Annotated in this window: 13 protein-coding genes; 1 reads left to right on the plus strand and 12 read right to left on the minus strand. The window is 45.6% G+C overall.

Going from position 1 to position 16,393, the window contains the following annotated elements; translation table 11 throughout:
• Positions 1 to 479 precede the first annotated feature (479 nt).
• Positions 480 to 1,841, plus strand: coding sequence for a molybdopterin-dependent oxidoreductase (locus tag CHH60_RS14735; RefSeq protein ID WP_095359861.1), 1,362 nt, complete (start codon positions 480 to 482; stop codon positions 1,839 to 1,841).
• A 119-nt stretch (positions 1,842 to 1,960) separates the two neighbouring features.
• Here CHH60_RS14735 and ligA read toward each other — a convergent pair whose 3' ends face one another.
• The 12 genes from ligA to CHH60_RS29805 form a co-directional block, all read right to left on the minus strand.
• Positions 1,961 to 3,979, minus strand: coding sequence for an NAD-dependent DNA ligase LigA (gene ligA, locus CHH60_RS14740; RefSeq protein ID WP_095359862.1), 2,019 nt, complete (start codon positions 3,977 to 3,979; stop codon positions 1,961 to 1,963).
• 214 nt (positions 3,980 to 4,193) lie between these two features.
• On the minus strand, positions 4,194 to 6,554 hold the full coding sequence (gene pcrA / locus CHH60_RS14745; RefSeq protein WP_095359863.1) for a DNA helicase PcrA: 2,361 nt from the start codon (positions 6,552 to 6,554) through the stop codon (positions 4,194 to 4,196).
• Between the two features lie 292 nt (positions 6,555 to 6,846).
• Positions 6,847 to 7,542, minus strand: coding sequence for a heptaprenylglyceryl phosphate synthase (locus CHH60_RS14750; protein ID WP_095359864.1), 696 nt, complete (start codon positions 7,540 to 7,542; stop codon positions 6,847 to 6,849).
• Positions 7,543 to 7,793: 251 nt separating this feature from the next.
• Positions 7,794 to 8,669: a phosphatidylinositol-specific phospholipase C/glycerophosphodiester phosphodiesterase family protein gene (locus CHH60_RS14755; protein WP_095359865.1), complete on the minus strand. Its 876-nt coding sequence runs from the start codon at positions 8,667 to 8,669 to the stop codon at positions 7,794 to 7,796.
• Positions 8,670 to 8,852: 183 nt separating this feature from the next.
• A complete protein-coding gene (locus CHH60_RS14760) occupies positions 8,853 to 10,253 on the minus strand; it encodes an undecaprenyl-phosphate glucose phosphotransferase (RefSeq protein WP_095359866.1) in 1,401 nt (466 codons plus the stop codon).
• The gene (locus CHH60_RS14765; protein WP_095359867.1) at positions 10,250 to 11,239 is read right to left on the minus strand and encodes a glycosyltransferase family 2 protein; all 990 of its coding nucleotides are present in this window, start codon (positions 11,237 to 11,239) and stop codon (positions 10,250 to 10,252) included. The genes CHH60_RS14760 and CHH60_RS14765 overlap by 4 nt, the downstream gene beginning before the upstream one ends.
• 95 nt (positions 11,240 to 11,334) lie before the next feature.
• A complete protein-coding gene (locus CHH60_RS14770) occupies positions 11,335 to 12,273 on the minus strand; it encodes a glycosyltransferase family 2 protein (protein ID WP_255247943.1) in 939 nt (312 codons plus the stop codon).
• Positions 12,274 to 12,366: 93 nt separating this feature from the next.
• Positions 12,367 to 13,230: a dTDP-4-dehydrorhamnose reductase gene (gene rfbD / locus CHH60_RS14775; protein WP_095359869.1), complete on the minus strand. Its 864-nt coding sequence runs from the start codon at positions 13,228 to 13,230 to the stop codon at positions 12,367 to 12,369.
• Entirely contained in the window at positions 13,230 to 14,252 is a 1,023-nt protein-coding gene (gene rfbB / locus CHH60_RS14780; protein ID WP_095359870.1) for a dTDP-glucose 4,6-dehydratase, read from the minus strand. The genes rfbD and rfbB overlap by 1 nt, the downstream gene beginning before the upstream one ends.
• Positions 14,253 to 14,270: 18 nt before the next feature.
• Entirely contained in the window at positions 14,271 to 14,831 is a 561-nt protein-coding gene (rfbC, locus tag CHH60_RS14785; protein WP_095359871.1) for a dTDP-4-dehydrorhamnose 3,5-epimerase, read from the minus strand.
• A 21-nt stretch (positions 14,832 to 14,852) separates the two neighbouring features.
• On the minus strand, positions 14,853 to 15,596 hold the full coding sequence (locus tag CHH60_RS14790; protein WP_095359872.1) for a sugar phosphate nucleotidyltransferase: 744 nt from the start codon (positions 15,594 to 15,596) through the stop codon (positions 14,853 to 14,855).
• 112 nt (positions 15,597 to 15,708) lie between these two features.
• A partial coding sequence (locus CHH60_RS29805; protein ID WP_217989985.1) for a hypothetical protein occupies positions 15,709 to 16,393 on the minus strand: 685 nt, incomplete at its 5' end.

Consider the following 16,393-nt stretch of genomic DNA (forward strand, 5'->3'; position numbering starts at 1 on the left):
TTCGTTGTAAATCATAAGTTACTTTCCATTTGTTCAGTTTTCAAGGAACTTGTTGTCCGTTTTTGTTGATCGGTGTCAACCGGACAGGATGTTTATTTTATCATGTTAACCAACTAACTGTCAACACTCTATTTCGTCATCATTCAAACTTTTTCGACAATCACTCGTTTGAAGCGACAATAAATAATATATCATGTCTGAATTTAGATAGCAAGCATTTTTAATCTTTTTTTTAAAAAGATCATTAAATGATATACGAGCAGTCCTAAGTCGATCTTCTCAATTCCAATAAGTCTAACTTCACTTTAAAATCATGCTCTAATGTAACGGTTTGATGTGAGTGATCCAAAGCTTCTATAATGAGGTATATACAATAAAGAGAAAACAATGACATAGCATCATTTAATACGTTCTTTATTTTCACCGCTTACTACATAAGGAAGATTTACTGCTTATAACTTTATTTGAGGTGATCACTCTTGGAACAGTGGCTAAAAAAACTTCGCAAAGGGTACGGCAAGAAACTCGTGTCTCTCCACTTCTGGAATGCCTGGATCGTAGTGATTCTCGCCGTAACGGGACTTATGCTAGTCGGTGGATTCTGGCGTGAACTACTCGGTATTGGGCGCGTATGGCTAAAATGGCTGCATATTATTGTGGGATTGGCTATGTTAGCCCCTGTAGTTTATTATTTGATCCTGGCGAGTAAACACTGGAAACAGCTCCGGAACAAGCCTTGGCAAAAAGTGAATACGATCATCGTGCTTGTTCTGCTGGTTGGCTGGTTAATCTCAGGCCTTGTATTATGGCAATTTAAACTCGCAGGACCAAAGTGGTCCAATGCAGCGTTACTAACTCATGATTTGTTAACTTGGTTGGGTCTGCCCTATATTATCTACCACTCCATTACCCGTACCAAATGGTTGAAAGATTCGACACGCCGCACGGTGAGTGCCACCACATCAACGAAAGACATCCATGGCACTGCCGATTCATTGGGTACATCTGGAGAAAATACTGCTGCTGCAATTTCAACTCCTAGTTCGGATCGTACTGCTGCGAAAAAATCACCTGACCAACCCCAGAAACCCGAACCCGTGTATACACGGCGTGCGTTTATTCGGTCTGCTGTAGGTGTGGGGTTAGCTGTTACCCTCGGCCCTACCTTTGTCTCCTGGGTTGGACGTAATCTCAGTATCGATAACAGCATCGACAGTATGCTGGAGAACGACCCCAATCGGATGAGTCCGTTGCCGCAACCTGCGGCTGCCTCTTCCCCTCCCATTGGGGGAGGAGCTGAAGGTCATTTCCGAGTATACACGGTTACGCCCATCCCTTCCTTTTCGAATGAGAATTGGTCATTCCGGATTGATGGGCTTGTCGAACGGGCACAGGTCTGGAATTGGGAACAATTCGTTAAGCTTGCTCGTACTGTACAGGTTAGTGATTTCCATTGTGTAACTGGTTGGTCCGTATACAAAAATACCTGGGAAGGCATTCCCCTTAAACATCTACTAACCCAAGCCGGAGTTAAGCCCGGTGCACACAGTGTCAAGTTTTACTCTGGAGATGGGGTATACACGGATGCCATTACGCTGGATCAAGCACAGATGGAGGATATCATGGTCGCTGTCATGCATGATGGCAAACCCATCCCGGCAGATCTCGGGGGTCCGGTACGACTTGTCATTCCCCAGATGTATGCCTATAAGTCGGTAAAATGGTTGAATCGCATTGAACTCATCGACAGCGAACATATCGGTTACTGGGAAGAACGAGGTTATGATAAGGATGCATGGCTTACAGGCGCAGCACAGCGCATTCCCAATATCAGTTCCTAACGTTTCACCTCCCACGATGTGGAGGCTATGAATTGAAAAAACATCCTACAGATGCATAGCAAAAACCCCCGATCCACCTAAGTGGCTATCGGGGGTTTCTTCATTTCCTAGCTTACAGGTTAGCCCTGCTGATTCAAGAGACGAACGAGTTCATCCTCATCCTCAATGGTTGGGATGCCTAGATCATGCGCTTTAGCCAGCTTGCTGCCCGCCTTCTCTCCGGCAATGACAAGGTCGGTCTTTTTCGAAACACTGCCTGTGACTTTCGCTCCGAGCGCTTCCAGTCTTTGCGTTGCCTCGTCACGTGTCAGTTGATGCAGTGTTCCGGTCAGCACGACCGTTTTACCACTAAAGAAGGAGTCTTCGACTACCACTGCTGGTCCCTCAGGCGCCTGTGCCTTTACGCCCAAGTCCAGCATCTTTTCAATCGCAGCCTGGGTAAACGGATCTGCGAAGAACGTGACAATACTCTCTGCTACAATACTGCCTACGTCTGGAAGTTCAACTAGTTCCTCCACAGTTGCATTCATAATAGCATGCAGATCACGATAATGGTCGGCCAGCATACGTGTCGTTGATTTACCTGTATTCGGAATGCCCAGCGCGTACAGGAACGATGCAAGGTCACGATCCTTACTATTTTCCAGCGCAGCGAGAAGGTTGCTCGCTTTCTTTTCACCAAACCGCTCCAGCTTCACCAGATCATCAAATTGCAATGTATACAGATCAGCCGGCTCACGCACACTGAGCTCATCATACAGCTGAATCGCTGTCTTCTCACTGAATGTCTCAATATCCATGGCATCACGGGAAGCAAAATGAGAGATTCTGGCCACGGTCTGCGGTTTACAAGCCAATTTGTTATTACAGAACAGATGAGCTCCGCGCTGCTCCAGTGGGAATCCACAAGCCGGACACTGCTCAGGATATATGATCTCCTCGCCATCGCTCTCTTCCGTCACTTTACCCAGGATTTCAGGGATAACGTCATTGGAACGGCGGATGAAGACACGCGTGCCCAAGGCAAACTTCAGATTTTTACGCTCAATATCGCCTACATTGTTCAATGTACAGTTCGAAACCGTTACTCCCGCCAGTTCGACCGGTTCTACACGTGCCAGCGGAGTTACTTTGCCGGTACGGCCCACATTCCAATCAACGGATTTGAGTACAGTTGTGGTCTCTTCTGCTTCGAACTTATAGGCTACAGCCCAGCGTGGGAACTTGTCCGTATAACCCAGCACTTCACGTGTGCGCATATCGGTGATTTTGATAACGGCCCCATCAATCAGGTAGTCGAGCTGTCCCCGATTCTCCTGAATGGCGGCAAGCTGTTCCATCACATCATCAAATTCATGGAAGTACGTAATCGACGGGTTAACTTTGAAACGGTTCTCACGCAGAAAATCCATCATCTCTTGATGATTGGCAAATTCAATGTCATCCGAGTACCCAACATTGTAAAAATAGGCATTGAGCCTGCGCTCGGCCGTTGTCTTCGGATTCAGGTTGCGCAGTGCTCCGGCAGCTGCGTTACGGGCGTTTTTGAGCGGCTCTGCTGCTGTTTCATTGTACCGGTTCAGTACAGACAGATTCATGATGCCTTCCCCCTGCACTTCGATTGTACCGTTGGTATACGGAATTCGGAGCGGGACGGATTTGATCGTTCTAACCTGAGCCAGAATCCCTTCGCCAACCGTTCCGTTCCCGCGTGTAGAAGCCTGTACCAATTCACCATTGGTGTATGTCAGGTTCAGGGTGAGCCCATCAAACTTCAACTCAATAACGTAGCCGGGTTCCGGTAAAGGGTTGCCTGGATTTTTGCTGTTGTAGTCATTCACGAGCTTCAGTACACGAGTATTCCAGCTCCGCAGCTGTTCGATGTTTTGGGCTTTGTCCAAGCTCCACAACGGAGACAAATGGCGATGCGGGGTAAACCCCTTCAGCAGTTCGCCACCGACACGCTGTGTTGGAGAATCAGGCAAAACCATCCCGCTCTCCTGTTCCAGGGAAACCAGTTCGTCATACAGGAGATCATATTCCTTGTCACTGATCTGCGGCTGATCCATCGTGTAGTACTGATAATTATGCTGGTTCAGCTCGGTAACGAGTTGCTCCATCCGGTGCATCGGGTCCATACAGGGCCATCCCTCCGTTTATTTAATCTATGTAGAACGAACACTCAAATTGCACTTGAACTAAGCTGACAGAATAATCCTCCGATCGCTGTTGTCACTGGATTTCTTGTCAATATTCATTAAGGTTGAAATCCCGTGACAAAGGCGAACGCGTTGCTTCTACAGATTTTCTGCCCTCTTCGTTATTGTGCAAAATTGAAGTTTCGTTCTTAATCTATTCTACTTTGGTAATAGGAGCAAAGCCGGCGAGCAGGCGTTTCACACCGACCGGAGCCGGGAAGGCAATCTGCAGTTCCGTGTCATTGCCGGTACCTTTTACCGCAACAATAGTTCCCGTACCCCATTTGCCATGCTGCACTTTATCTCCTGCTTTGAAGCCTGCTTCACTATTCGAAGCTGCGGGCTTGGAGGCAGATGATGGCGTAGCATATGTTGGACGCGAGGTACTTGTGGTCACACGAGAAGTTGGCGTGGACGAAGTAGCCGAGGAGCCACTTCTGCTCTGCTGTTCAAAGAGCTTGGCCGCACTTCCACCGCCAAAGTTGCTTCCTCCACTGGAGCCAAGTCCACGTCCACCGTAGGAACCTCCTGCATTGGCACCACGACGATAACGGTCACGGGCAATTGAAGTATCCTCTTTGAGCTCATCCGGAATTTCATCCAGGAAGCGTGAAGGCGGGTTCGCCGTTGTACGTCCAAACAAGGTTCGCATCTGGGCACAAGACAGGAAGAGCTGTTCTTCTGCACGAGTAATCCCTACATAAGCAAGTCTGCGTTCTTCCTCCAGCTCTTCATTATCCATGAAGGCCCGGCTGTGCGGGAAGACGCCTTCCTCCATACCCACGATGAATACGACAGGGAATTCCAGACCTTTGGCACTGTGCATGGTCATCAAGGTAACGGCGTCGCTCTGATCCTCTTCATCATCGTTCATGCTATCGATATCTGCAATGAGTGCCAGATCGGTGAGGAACGAGACGAGCGTTTTGTCTTCATTATTTTTCTCAAATTCCATGGTCACGGAAAGGAACTCTTCAATGTTTTCCAGACGTGCACGGGATTCGAGTGTATTTTCGTTCTGCATTTCAAGCCGATATTGACTCATCTCCAGAATCTTCTCGGTCAGTTCGGTTACAGACAGGTACTCTACCATCTGATGCAGTGCAGCGATCATGTCGTAGAACTCCACCAGCGCGTTCCGCGTGCGGCCCGCAAAGCCGAGATCGTCCACAACCTGAAGCACACGGAATATGGAAACTCCACGTTCTCCTGCTGCAGCTGCCAGCTTCGCCACGGTTGTATCACCGATGCTGCGTTTAGGCACATTAATGATCCGGGTGAGGCTGATATCGTCGTCAGGGTTGGACAGCAGGCGGAGATACGCCAGAATGTCCTTGATCTCTTTACGATCATAGAACTTGATGCCGCCAACAATCTGATACGGAATATCAGACTTGATCAGAATTTCCTCTATAACCCGGGACTGGGCGTTCGTACGGTACAAAATGGCATGGTTTTGATAGGATTTGCCGTTCTTCACGTTTTTACTTATCTCGGAGGTAACAAAGTAGCCCTCATCATGCTCGGAGTCTGCGCGGTATACCTTGATCTTCGAACCACCCTCCTTGTCTGTCCACAGCTTCTTCGGCTTACGTCCGGAGTTGAGGCCAATGACCTCATTCGCTGCATTCAGGATGGTGGACGTCGAACGGTAATTCTGCTCCAGCATAATGGTCTGTGCCTCTGGATAGTCTTTCTCAAAGTTCAGGATATTGCTGATATCCGCTCCACGCCAGCGATAGATCGACTGGTCACTATCCCCTACGACGCAGATCCGGTGATGGCTGTCAGCCAGCATGCGGCACAGCATGTACTGCGCACGGTTCGTATCCTGATACTCATCGACGTGGATATATTGGAATTTCTTTTGGTAGAAGTCGAGGACTTCCGGCACTTCTTTGAACAATTGAATGGTCGCCATAATGAGATCATCGAAGTCGAGCGAATTGTTGGCTCTCAGACGTTTCTGGTACATTTTATATACCTTCGCCACAATGCCTTCAAAATAGTCGCCAGCCTGCTTCTCATACTGGTCAGGACCGATCAGTTCATTTTTCGCGGTACTCATCATGGCCTGAACAGCTTTTGGTTCGAATTTCTTGGTGTCAATATTCTGGTCTTTCATACAGCTGCGAATAACGGATAACTGGTCGGATGAGTCCAAGATACTGAAGTTCGAAGTAAAACCAATGCGTTCAATGTCACGTCGCAGGATACGCACGCACATGGAGTGGAATGTGGATACCCAAATGTCGCGGCCCTGTGAGCCACCAACGAGCTGAGAAACCCGATCCTGCATCTCACGAGCGGCTTTGTTCGTAAACGTAATCGCCAAAATGCCCCAAGGAGGTGTCTTGCGTGTTGCGATAAGGTAAGCAATCCGGTGTGTCAGCACCCGGGTCTTACCACTGCCCGCTCCGGCCATAATCAGTAACGGTCCATCAGTTGCCTCGACGGCTTGCCGCTGAGGGGTATTAAGCCGTGCCACGGCATCATGTATATTTACAGGTTGCATGCATGCATGCTCCTTTCGTTGGTTGATCGATTAAGCAAAATCAGAAGTTACACTGGTCACTCCGAGGTCAGAATAAGCTTCCGATCGCTGTTATTCCCGAATTTTTTTGAATCAATTTTTATAAGGTAAAAGTACGGGAATAAGGCGAGCGCTCCGCTTCTCCAGCTTACTTCTGTCCTCTACGTTTCTCGTGTAAACGTAATTGTGCTTAATATAAATTTTATATTAGTAGGGCAAAGTTCTATTTTAACAGATCGTAAGGGGAAATTGGGGGAATGGTAAACTAAACCGATTAAACGGTTCCTTTTACAGCTTGTACCGTCTCAAGTGCCTTCTTTAAATCGCTGTACACAATGTTACCCACGACGACGGTGTCTGCAACTTCGGAAGCTTGTGCTGCTTTCTCGGGATTGTCGATTCCCCCGCCATAAATGAGATGTGCGCGATCCAGTTGTCTATGCGTCTCGCCAACCAGCTCCATATCGCCAAACGTTCCGCTGTACTCCATATATACAATCGGAAGATTGAGCAGCCGCTCTGCAGCTTGGGCATACGCCACCGCCGCACCCGTCGTCAGCTCTGTATCTGCTCCGGTCAAACGCGCTACGGTGGAGTCGGCATTCAGCACGATATACCCCTCGGCAATTAGCAGATCCCACGGTATAAGGTAACCAAAACGTTCGATGGCCTGTTGGTGGTGCCCAATCATCCATTTGCTATCCGTGGCATTCAGCACCATCGGAATCAGATATCCGTCAAAACCAGGGACAACCGCCTCCAGATCGGATACTTCCAGCACACAGGGCAGCTCGTAGCGACGCACGCGGGACATCAGGTCTACCGTGTTGTCATAGGTGATTCCCGAAGATCCTCCAACGATAATAGCATCGGTCCCCGACATACATACCAGATCGAGTGCTTCATCCGTGATTTCCCGGTCCGGGTCGAGCTTAAATACGTGTCTCCACTGCTTAATCATGTCTATCAACGAACATTCCTCCAGAGGTTCTTCTGCATCCTAAAAAGCTTGTAAACTAAGTCTAAGTCAGCAGGCAGTGAGTGTCAATGTTCGCATAAAAAGGGGAACAAAAAATCACAGACTTTTCCCTGTAAAGTGCAGGAATCAGTCTGTAATTTTAGGAGAATGAGTTGTATCGCTATTAATCACAGAATGCTCGAGTAATAATGGAGGGCTACTTTTCTGAGGTGATTGGAATATAGATTTTTCACGTATAAGTGTTATGGCTTCCAGGCAAAACGAGTATTCATCTGATCCAGCTCTTCTTCCGTCAGCACATCTGAATAGACGCCATATACGCCCCACTTTTCATAGTTGGCCACCTGGTCGGTGTCATTGATGGTATGCACGTACGTAACAGCGCCCGCCTTCTTCAGCTTGGCGACGAAGTTCTGATTTACTTTATATTCCGGCATGGTTACGGCATCAATATCATTCTTTTCCACAAAATCAACGACCTGTGCTTCGGTATCCTGCGTTGCATAGAGGGTATAGATAATGGACGGGAACACATGGATTTCTTTCACGGTCTCCAGCATGGGCTCATTATAAATCTGCACGACGATGCGATCCAGTACAGATGGATCTTTCTTTTTGGCAGCGTTGACGAGAGAAGATAGCACCTGCTGAATATCCTCATCTTTCTGCTCCTTCGTGTCCGTTACGATATACATATCGGAATATTGCGCCAGCACATTAATGATGCCATCAGCGTCCATGGGTTGGTAGATGCCCAAAATTGGGGTGTTCATAAATTCATCGTGCGTAAGTGCCCCAGCCTGTTTGTCTTCAGGAAGCTCCTCTTCCTGGCCCAGCAGTTTGCTCATATTGGCAGTCCATTCATGTCTGGCTACGGCTACACGATCTGAGGTGAGCATGAAGTCGATCTCAAACACTCTTGTGCCTTTCTCATAATTGGCGATCATGGCCTCATAGGCGTTGGTATAAGGCTGATCACGGATACTGCCCATTGCGTGAGCAATCAGTCGGTAGGCTGTAAATCCATCACGCTGTTCCTCACTTTGACTCTCATAGGCAAAAAACAGGGTCCCCACGGTAATGATCAGTAGTGTAATGACGGCAGCGATTCGTTTCATATGATGTTCACATCCTTTAGGAGTGATATTAGGGAGAGAAAGTGTATAGCTAATTAGATATGACAGCGTATGTGCGGGATTTCCTTTTTGATAGCTAACTACCCGAATTGATGAGGTGTAAAACAAAAAAGCCGCCCGGAGGCAGCTGTTAAATGGTGGTACGGTTTGGTTTGTTGGATGGATCTAATACGCATTCTTGAGACCATTTCGAATGGTTTCCCATATGATTTTGATATCAAATAATAAAGACCAGTTTTCAATATAAAAGATGTCCTGTTCAATCCGTTCCTCAATCGAGGTATCTCCTCTTAATCCTTTACTCTGCGCCAATCCCGTAATCCCTGGGCGGACGTGATGTTTAATCATATACTTCGGAATTTCATCCCGGAATTGATTCACGTAGTATGGACGTTCGGGCCTTGGGCCAACCACACTCATATGACCCAACAGCACGTTGAAGAATTGAGGCAACTCATCCAGGCTGGTGCGTCTTATAAATGTACCGAATGCCGTTCGACGAGGATCATCCTTCGTGGACCAACCGGTATCAACTACACCTTCGGGAATGAATTTCATGGAGCGGAATTTAAACATCATGAAGTTGCGTCGATTAAGTCCAACACGTTCTTGTTTGAAAATGACTGGGCCAGGCGACGTCAATCGTACGCCTAGTGCCACTATGGCCATCACCGGGGAAGTCAGTATGATAGCGACGAGAGAGAAAAGAATATCGAATGCACGCTTCATCAGTCGGTTTACGGCCATATCCAGCGGGATATCGCGCACATTAATCATTGGCATGCCAGCGAAGTTGTCAAAATGCGGACGGGCCGGAAGATAATCAAAAAAGTCTGGAATAATCAGTGTCCGTACGCCAGCCTTTTCACAAACCTCAATGATGTGTGGATACTTGTCGTGGGCATCCAAAGGAAGTGCAAGAATCACCTCGTCGATCATACGAGTCGACAGAATTTCTGCCAGCTGGTCAATCCGTCCCCTAATCGGCTTGTAACGCTGCTGCTCCTCTGGATCCCAGCGACGATAATCATCGAGAAAACCATATACCTCGTACCCGAGGTCAGGATAACTACGGAGGTTATCATAGAAACGTTTGCCTAAAGAACCTGCTCCAAGGATCAATACGAATTGACGGTTGAAGCCCTTTTTCCGTAGTCTTCTCAGTTGAAGTTTGACGATGTATCGGTAGATCAGGGTAAAAGCAACGTTACCAATCATGTACATGGCTAGATAGGCACGAGAGATGTCGACTTCCTTGAAGAAGAACATTAAGCTCATCAGCATAAAGAAGGCGATCCCATGGACCTGAATCAGTTTCATGAATTCATCTACAAAACGTTTTTTCCGTTTAGGTACGTATAAGGAGACCATTAAGCCGATGAGGAGAGCCAGCCCTCCATATACAATACTCCATACAAAGTACTTCTCAATCGGCAATGCACCCTGTTTGATCAGAAGATTGCTCTCAAACTTAATCCACCAAGCCATTAAGAAGGAAAACTGTATCACCAAGAAATCTGCCGCAATATACAGTTGGGTCAGAAATTGCTGATTACGCCGAATCATGCTTTCACCTCAGAAGATGTCTCAAGAGCTTCCGCACCACCGGATGGTAATTCTTTTTGGGAAGCCGGTTTAATCAGTTTATTGCGGATCAGAGACAATGAGAATTTTAATGAGATACCGAGCCATACGGCTGTGTTGGTCAAAATGCCATAACGCTTGACGTAATGTTTACGGTGGAAAACCCACATCGCTCTATGAAACTCATAAATGATTTTCATAGGTTTACGCCGGGCGCTCGCACCTTTGTAATGCACAATATATGTACGTGGGTAATAATAAATGCCCCAGCCCGCTTCTTTGATGCGATAACACCAGTCGATATCTTCACCGTACATGAAGAAGGTTTCATCCAAGCCGCCCACTTGGTCGATGGTTTCACGCCGCACGAGCATGAACGCACCGACAAGACAGTCTACCGGATACTCATCATCCGGGCTGAGATGTCCGAGCTGATACTGGTTGAATTTCGGACGATCAGGAAACATCCGTGAGATGCCAAATGCGTAATAAAATGAAGCCGATGGAGTGGGGAATCCCCTCTTGCACGCTTTATCCAGGGAGCCATCAGGAAGGATAACCTTGCAGCCGGATGCTCCCATCTCTGGATGACTGTCCATGAATCTGATCATGATGTCCAAAGTATCCTTCTGTACAACCGTGTCCGAATTGAGCAGTAGAATATACCGTCCTTTGGCAATTTCCATGGCCTGGTTGTTAGCAACGGCGAAGCCCGTATTGTCCCTATTGGCAATCATACGAACCTCTGGATACGCTCCTCCGATTGCTTCCACGGATCCATCGCGCGATGCATTGTCAACAACAATGACTTCATATTGAAAGGAAGTAAGAGATTCATACACCGATGCCAGACAGTCCAGTGTCAGCTGGCGTGTATTGTAGTTAACGATGATGATGCTGACATCAGGACCATAGTTGTTATTATTTTTCGATCCCCCTCGTAAGGGTACATCTGCTGTTTCGATCATTTTGTAAAACTCCTGACTTTGTAACGCTGTGTTTATCTATTGAAAGTATAGCATATTATGGGCAATCGAGTGGAAAGCGCAGCCAATCTATTAACTTAAATCTTCTTCAAGACGTATATGAGCTTAAGAACAAGGTTATCAAGAGACGCTTGACGGTAAAAGGGCATTTTGGAAGAATATCTAATTCGTTTTATCCACGAGCTGTCTAATTGGTTTAAAAAGTGCTGTATATCCCTTTGTTGTTGAGCAGATAATTGATCTTTATGGATTTGTAAGAACATCTTTGCTTGTTTGCTTAAGATATAATGATTTTTACCATTCATGAAGCGATTCCATCTGTTCTTCCATTTCATGATAAAACCTTCGTTGCTTCCACCCAAAACATTATTTTGATGTTGTCGATACAGGATCATCGGCTCCTCATCAAAAATGACCTCACCAAATGCACTAGCATAAAGATAGATCCACCAATCATGCATAATAACCTGATTTAAATCGGAGGGAATGTTTTCCTTAACTTGCTGAAAAGCAATTGGATTCAGGACCATAGTACAACCCACACAGCAGTTTTCGACCAAGGCATTATACATGCTTAACGGCTTAGGAGGGAGGGTCGGCCACACACTTAGGTTGTTCAGATCCTGATCTACCATTTGTGTAGAAGAACAATACATCAGGGGTATGTTTGATTGACTTGATTGTAGTTTAGTTACTGCCCTAATAAGTTTATCCTGCTTCCACACATCATCCTGATCACAAAATGCGTAATAATCATACACAGGCTCCGTTTGGCACATCAGTTCAAAAAAACTCCCGATCACACCCAAATTTTCACCTTTAATAACTCGGATTTGGCCCGGATGAGACTTGGCATATTCGTTTAACTTTTGTAAAGTTCCATCAGATGATCCATCATCCCTAATATTAATCTGGACGTCCACCTCATGTTGTGCGAGAAGGCTTTCCATCTGTTCATCAATGTACTTTACTCCGTTATATGTAGAAAGCATGATGCATACTTTAGATTTATTCACGTGTCACCTCAAAATCTGACTTTTCTTTATTATATACGAAAACTCCCGCCCAAAAGTAAGAGCGAGAGTTACATAGTGCTACTATGGCCGTTCCTATTTTGACAATAAGCTAATAAAATCACGCAGGCCCTCCCGCCATGGGCGGATATCCGCCAAACCATTCGTTCGAATGGATAGATGCTCCATTACCGAATTACGCGGCCTGGGAGCTGGTCTGGGGAACTGCTCTGTCGTACAAGGCTCCAATTGTGCTTGGATGGTAAACCCTTCAACATTTCGAGCTTCCGCAAAGATCGCTTCCGTGAATTCATACCATGTACAAGTACCACTGTTGGAGGCATGATATACCCCATACATTTCTGTTTGCATAAGCTCTAGGATAAATCCTGCCAAATCAACGGTAAACGTAGGTGACCCTTTTTGGTCATGTACTACCTGTAGCTTTGGTTTTTCCTGACCCAATTTCAGCATCGTTTTGACAAAATTATTCCCATACAGGCCGTAAACCCAAGAAGTACGCACAACAAACCATTTGGAGGACAACGACTGTACCATTAATTCTCCCGCCCGTTTGGTCTTGCCATACACACTTTGCGGATTCGTATTATCGTATTCCTGATAGGGAGATGGCGAGTTGCCATCAAAGACATAGTCCGTACTAATATAAATTAGTTTAGCTCCAGCTCTTTCTGCTGCTACAGCAACATTGCGTGTTCCAACCGCATTCACCTTATATGCACCATCGATATCTGTTTCCGCTGCATCTACGGCTGTATAAGCTGCACAATGAATGACCACTTCAGGATGATAAGATGAAATGACGTCATTACACTGTGCCTGATTAGTTATATCCATCTGATCCCGATCACAAGCAAGAACAGCATGCCCCTCCTTCTCCAAAAGAAGAACGACATCCCGTCCCAGTTGTCCGTTTGCTCCTGTAACCAAAACCTTCATTACTTCACGTCTCCCAATCGAGAGCCATACTGCTTGGCATAATACTGTTGATACACACCGGACTGAATACGGGTCCACCATTCCTTGTTATCCAGATACCATTGAATAGTCTCCTTGATCCCGGTTTCAAACGTATGCTTTGGCTTCCAGCCTAATTCAGACATCGTTTTGGTCGGATCAATGCCATATCTGCGGTCATGCCCAGGCCGGTCTTGCACGTATTTGATTAAGGATTCCGGCTTGCCGAGTTGCTCCAAAATGGTTTTCACGATGTGCACGTTAGTTCGTTCATTGTTGCCGCCGATGTTGTACACTTCACCATTACGTCCTTGATGAATCACCAAGTCAATGGCGCTGCAGTGGTCTTCAACATAGAGCCAATCTCTGATGTTTAATCCATCTCCATACACAGGCAAGGCTTCATCAGCAAGGGCCCGTGAAATCATCAGAGGGATCAGTTTTTCAGGGAACTGGTACGGACCGTAATTGTTGGAACAGCGCGTGATATTTACCGGAAGGCCAAAGGTCTCATGGTATGCGCGCACAAGCAAGTCTCCACCAGCTTTGGATGCCGAATAAGGACTGTTCGGTTGTAGTGGAGTATCTTCTGTAAATAGGCCTGTTGGACCCAACGAACCATATACCTCATCCGTCGATACCTGAACAAACTTGGTCACATTTTGTTTTTTAGCAGCTTCAAGCAATGCCTGGGTACCATTCACATTCGTCCGTACAAACACATCTGGTTCCAATATGCTGCGGTCAACATGTGATTCGGCGGCAAAGTTAACGACAACGTCCACCTCTTGACCGATCAGGTGATCCATCTGGGCAGCATCTGTAATGTCTGCTTTGACAAAGGTATGACGTGCGTTGCCTTCAAGTGATTTCAAGTTTTCCAAGTTGCCTGCATACGTCAGCGCATCCACATTGATGATTTCGTAATCAGGATGCTGGTCCAGCATATACATCACAAAATTACTTCCAATAAAACCGGCCCCGCCGGTAACGAGCAGTTTCATAGTGTTAAAACCTCCTAATTACTTCACTTCGAAATTGAAATTGATCTCCGCATCTTGAAGTAAAGGATGTCTTTGGTCCTTATCTGACAAAGTCGGACTAGATGTAGGCCAATCAATTCCAAGAGCCGGGTCACTCCATAATATGCCGCGGTCGTTCTCCGGGGAATAGTATTCGTCCACTTTGTACAAGACTTGGGTGTTTGGTACCAGTGTACAAAAGCCATGAGCAAATCCTTTGGGTACCAGTAGCTGACGGTGATTATGTTCACTCAAGATGAAACCCTCCCACTGTCCGTAGGTAGGGGATCCTTGACGAATGTCGACGATAACATCGTAAATCACACCCGAAATAACCCGAATTAACTTCGTTTGTGCTTTGGGATTAAGTTGGTAGTGCAATCCGCGCAACACACCAGGCTGAGCAGATAAGGATTGGTTATCCTGAATAAAGTGGTAATTGATTCCTTGTTGATTCATAAGCTGCTCATTGTAACTTTCCATAAAAAAACCCCGGTGATCTCCGTGAACCACCGGTTCAATCAAACAGGCACCTGTCAGCTTGGAAGGAGTGATTTTCAATTATTCCGCATCCCTTCTCTTCTATAACTTTAACTTCCCGAACTCGTTTCCGAAAACAATATTCTGCGCCAATTCATTGGCCCGTGCCAACGACGTGTGAGTACCTGCGTCCGTCCACCAACCCTTAAGTATATCGTAGGTTAGATTTCCTCGTTCAATGTACGCATTGTTTACGTCTGTGATTTCCAATTCGCCTCTTGCAGAAGGCTTTAATGTCTTGATGATCTTAAAGACTTCACTATCAAACATATATATGCCTGTTACCGCATATTTGCTTTTGGGTTTTTGAGGTTTTTCTTCAATGGATACGATGCGATCGCCGTGTAACTCAGGCACTCCGAAGCGATGAGGATCGTTGACTTCTTGTATCAATATTTTGGCTCCGGACTTTTGCTCGCAGAAATTAGACACATACTCAGTAATATCGTCCTCAAACACGTTATCACCAAGGATGACGACCATTTGATCGTTACCTGTAAATTGTTCTGCCAATCCAAGTGCTTGAGCTATTCCTCCTGCTTCATCTTGCACTCGATAAGTGAATGAGACACCTAAATCACTTCCGCTACCAAGAAGATTAACAACGTCCCCCATATGTTCTTTGCCGGTAATCACCATGATGTCGGTAAGGCCAGCTTGTTTTAATTTATATGCAGAATGAAAGATCATCGGATACTTGCCTACAGGAAGCAGGTGTTTATTAGTTACCTTAGTTAAAGGAAAAAGGCGGGATCCTGTCCCGCCTGCAAGAATTATGGCTTTCATGAGTAACCACCCTTATCTACCCAGGCTATGACCCTATCCCAGAGATTTTAAAATTGAAATTCTAAATATATGCGAATCAACTTGAAGGGAGATACGGGACGATTGAATACTGTTATACCCAATCATTGTCGATATAAAGAGTAGGAGTGATACTTCTTACTTTTACTTTTTCACTAAATATATTTAGAAACTGTCTAATTTCCTCATTAATATTAAGAAGGATCTCCTCATCGAGATAAGTCTCCATACTTCCTGAAATATAATTACCACTCGAACCTTTGTGATATCCATCAAATCCTGCAAAAGTAACCTCTTTAAGGTTCATTTGATCAAGAAGGTTAAGCAACATCAGGGTCGAATTATCCTTCACTCTATCAAATGAGTTTAACAAACTCGAATAATTTATCCGAAACTGGTTTTTAAATTCTTTCAATCCAATATTCGAGGTAACAATCACTTTATACTGTTTATTCGGATCACTTAATTCATTTTCAAGAGTGCCTATTCTTTTTCTATTACTAAAGAATACAAAATCAGAATCTATACCATTAGGTAGAAACTGAACCGATATAATTACAGGCTTTTCAGCCTCTATAAAGCCATCAATTTTGTCTTTATATTCAACAACACTCTTCCCAGGAGCTAACACCAAAATTTTTTTATCTTTTATAATCTTTTTGAGTTTCTTGATGTCTTCATTGTCATTAATCCAATGGGCCTGGAAATCTAAATATAATTGCTCAACAAGTTTATTATCATATAGTTCTCTATTTTCTATAGGAATTGAAGTAAGAATC

This window comes from Paenibacillus sp. 7523-1 (assembly GCF_002276415.1).
In the GTDB taxonomy this organism is placed as follows: Bacteria; Bacillota; Bacilli; order Paenibacillales; family Paenibacillaceae; genus Paenibacillus; species Paenibacillus illinoisensis_A.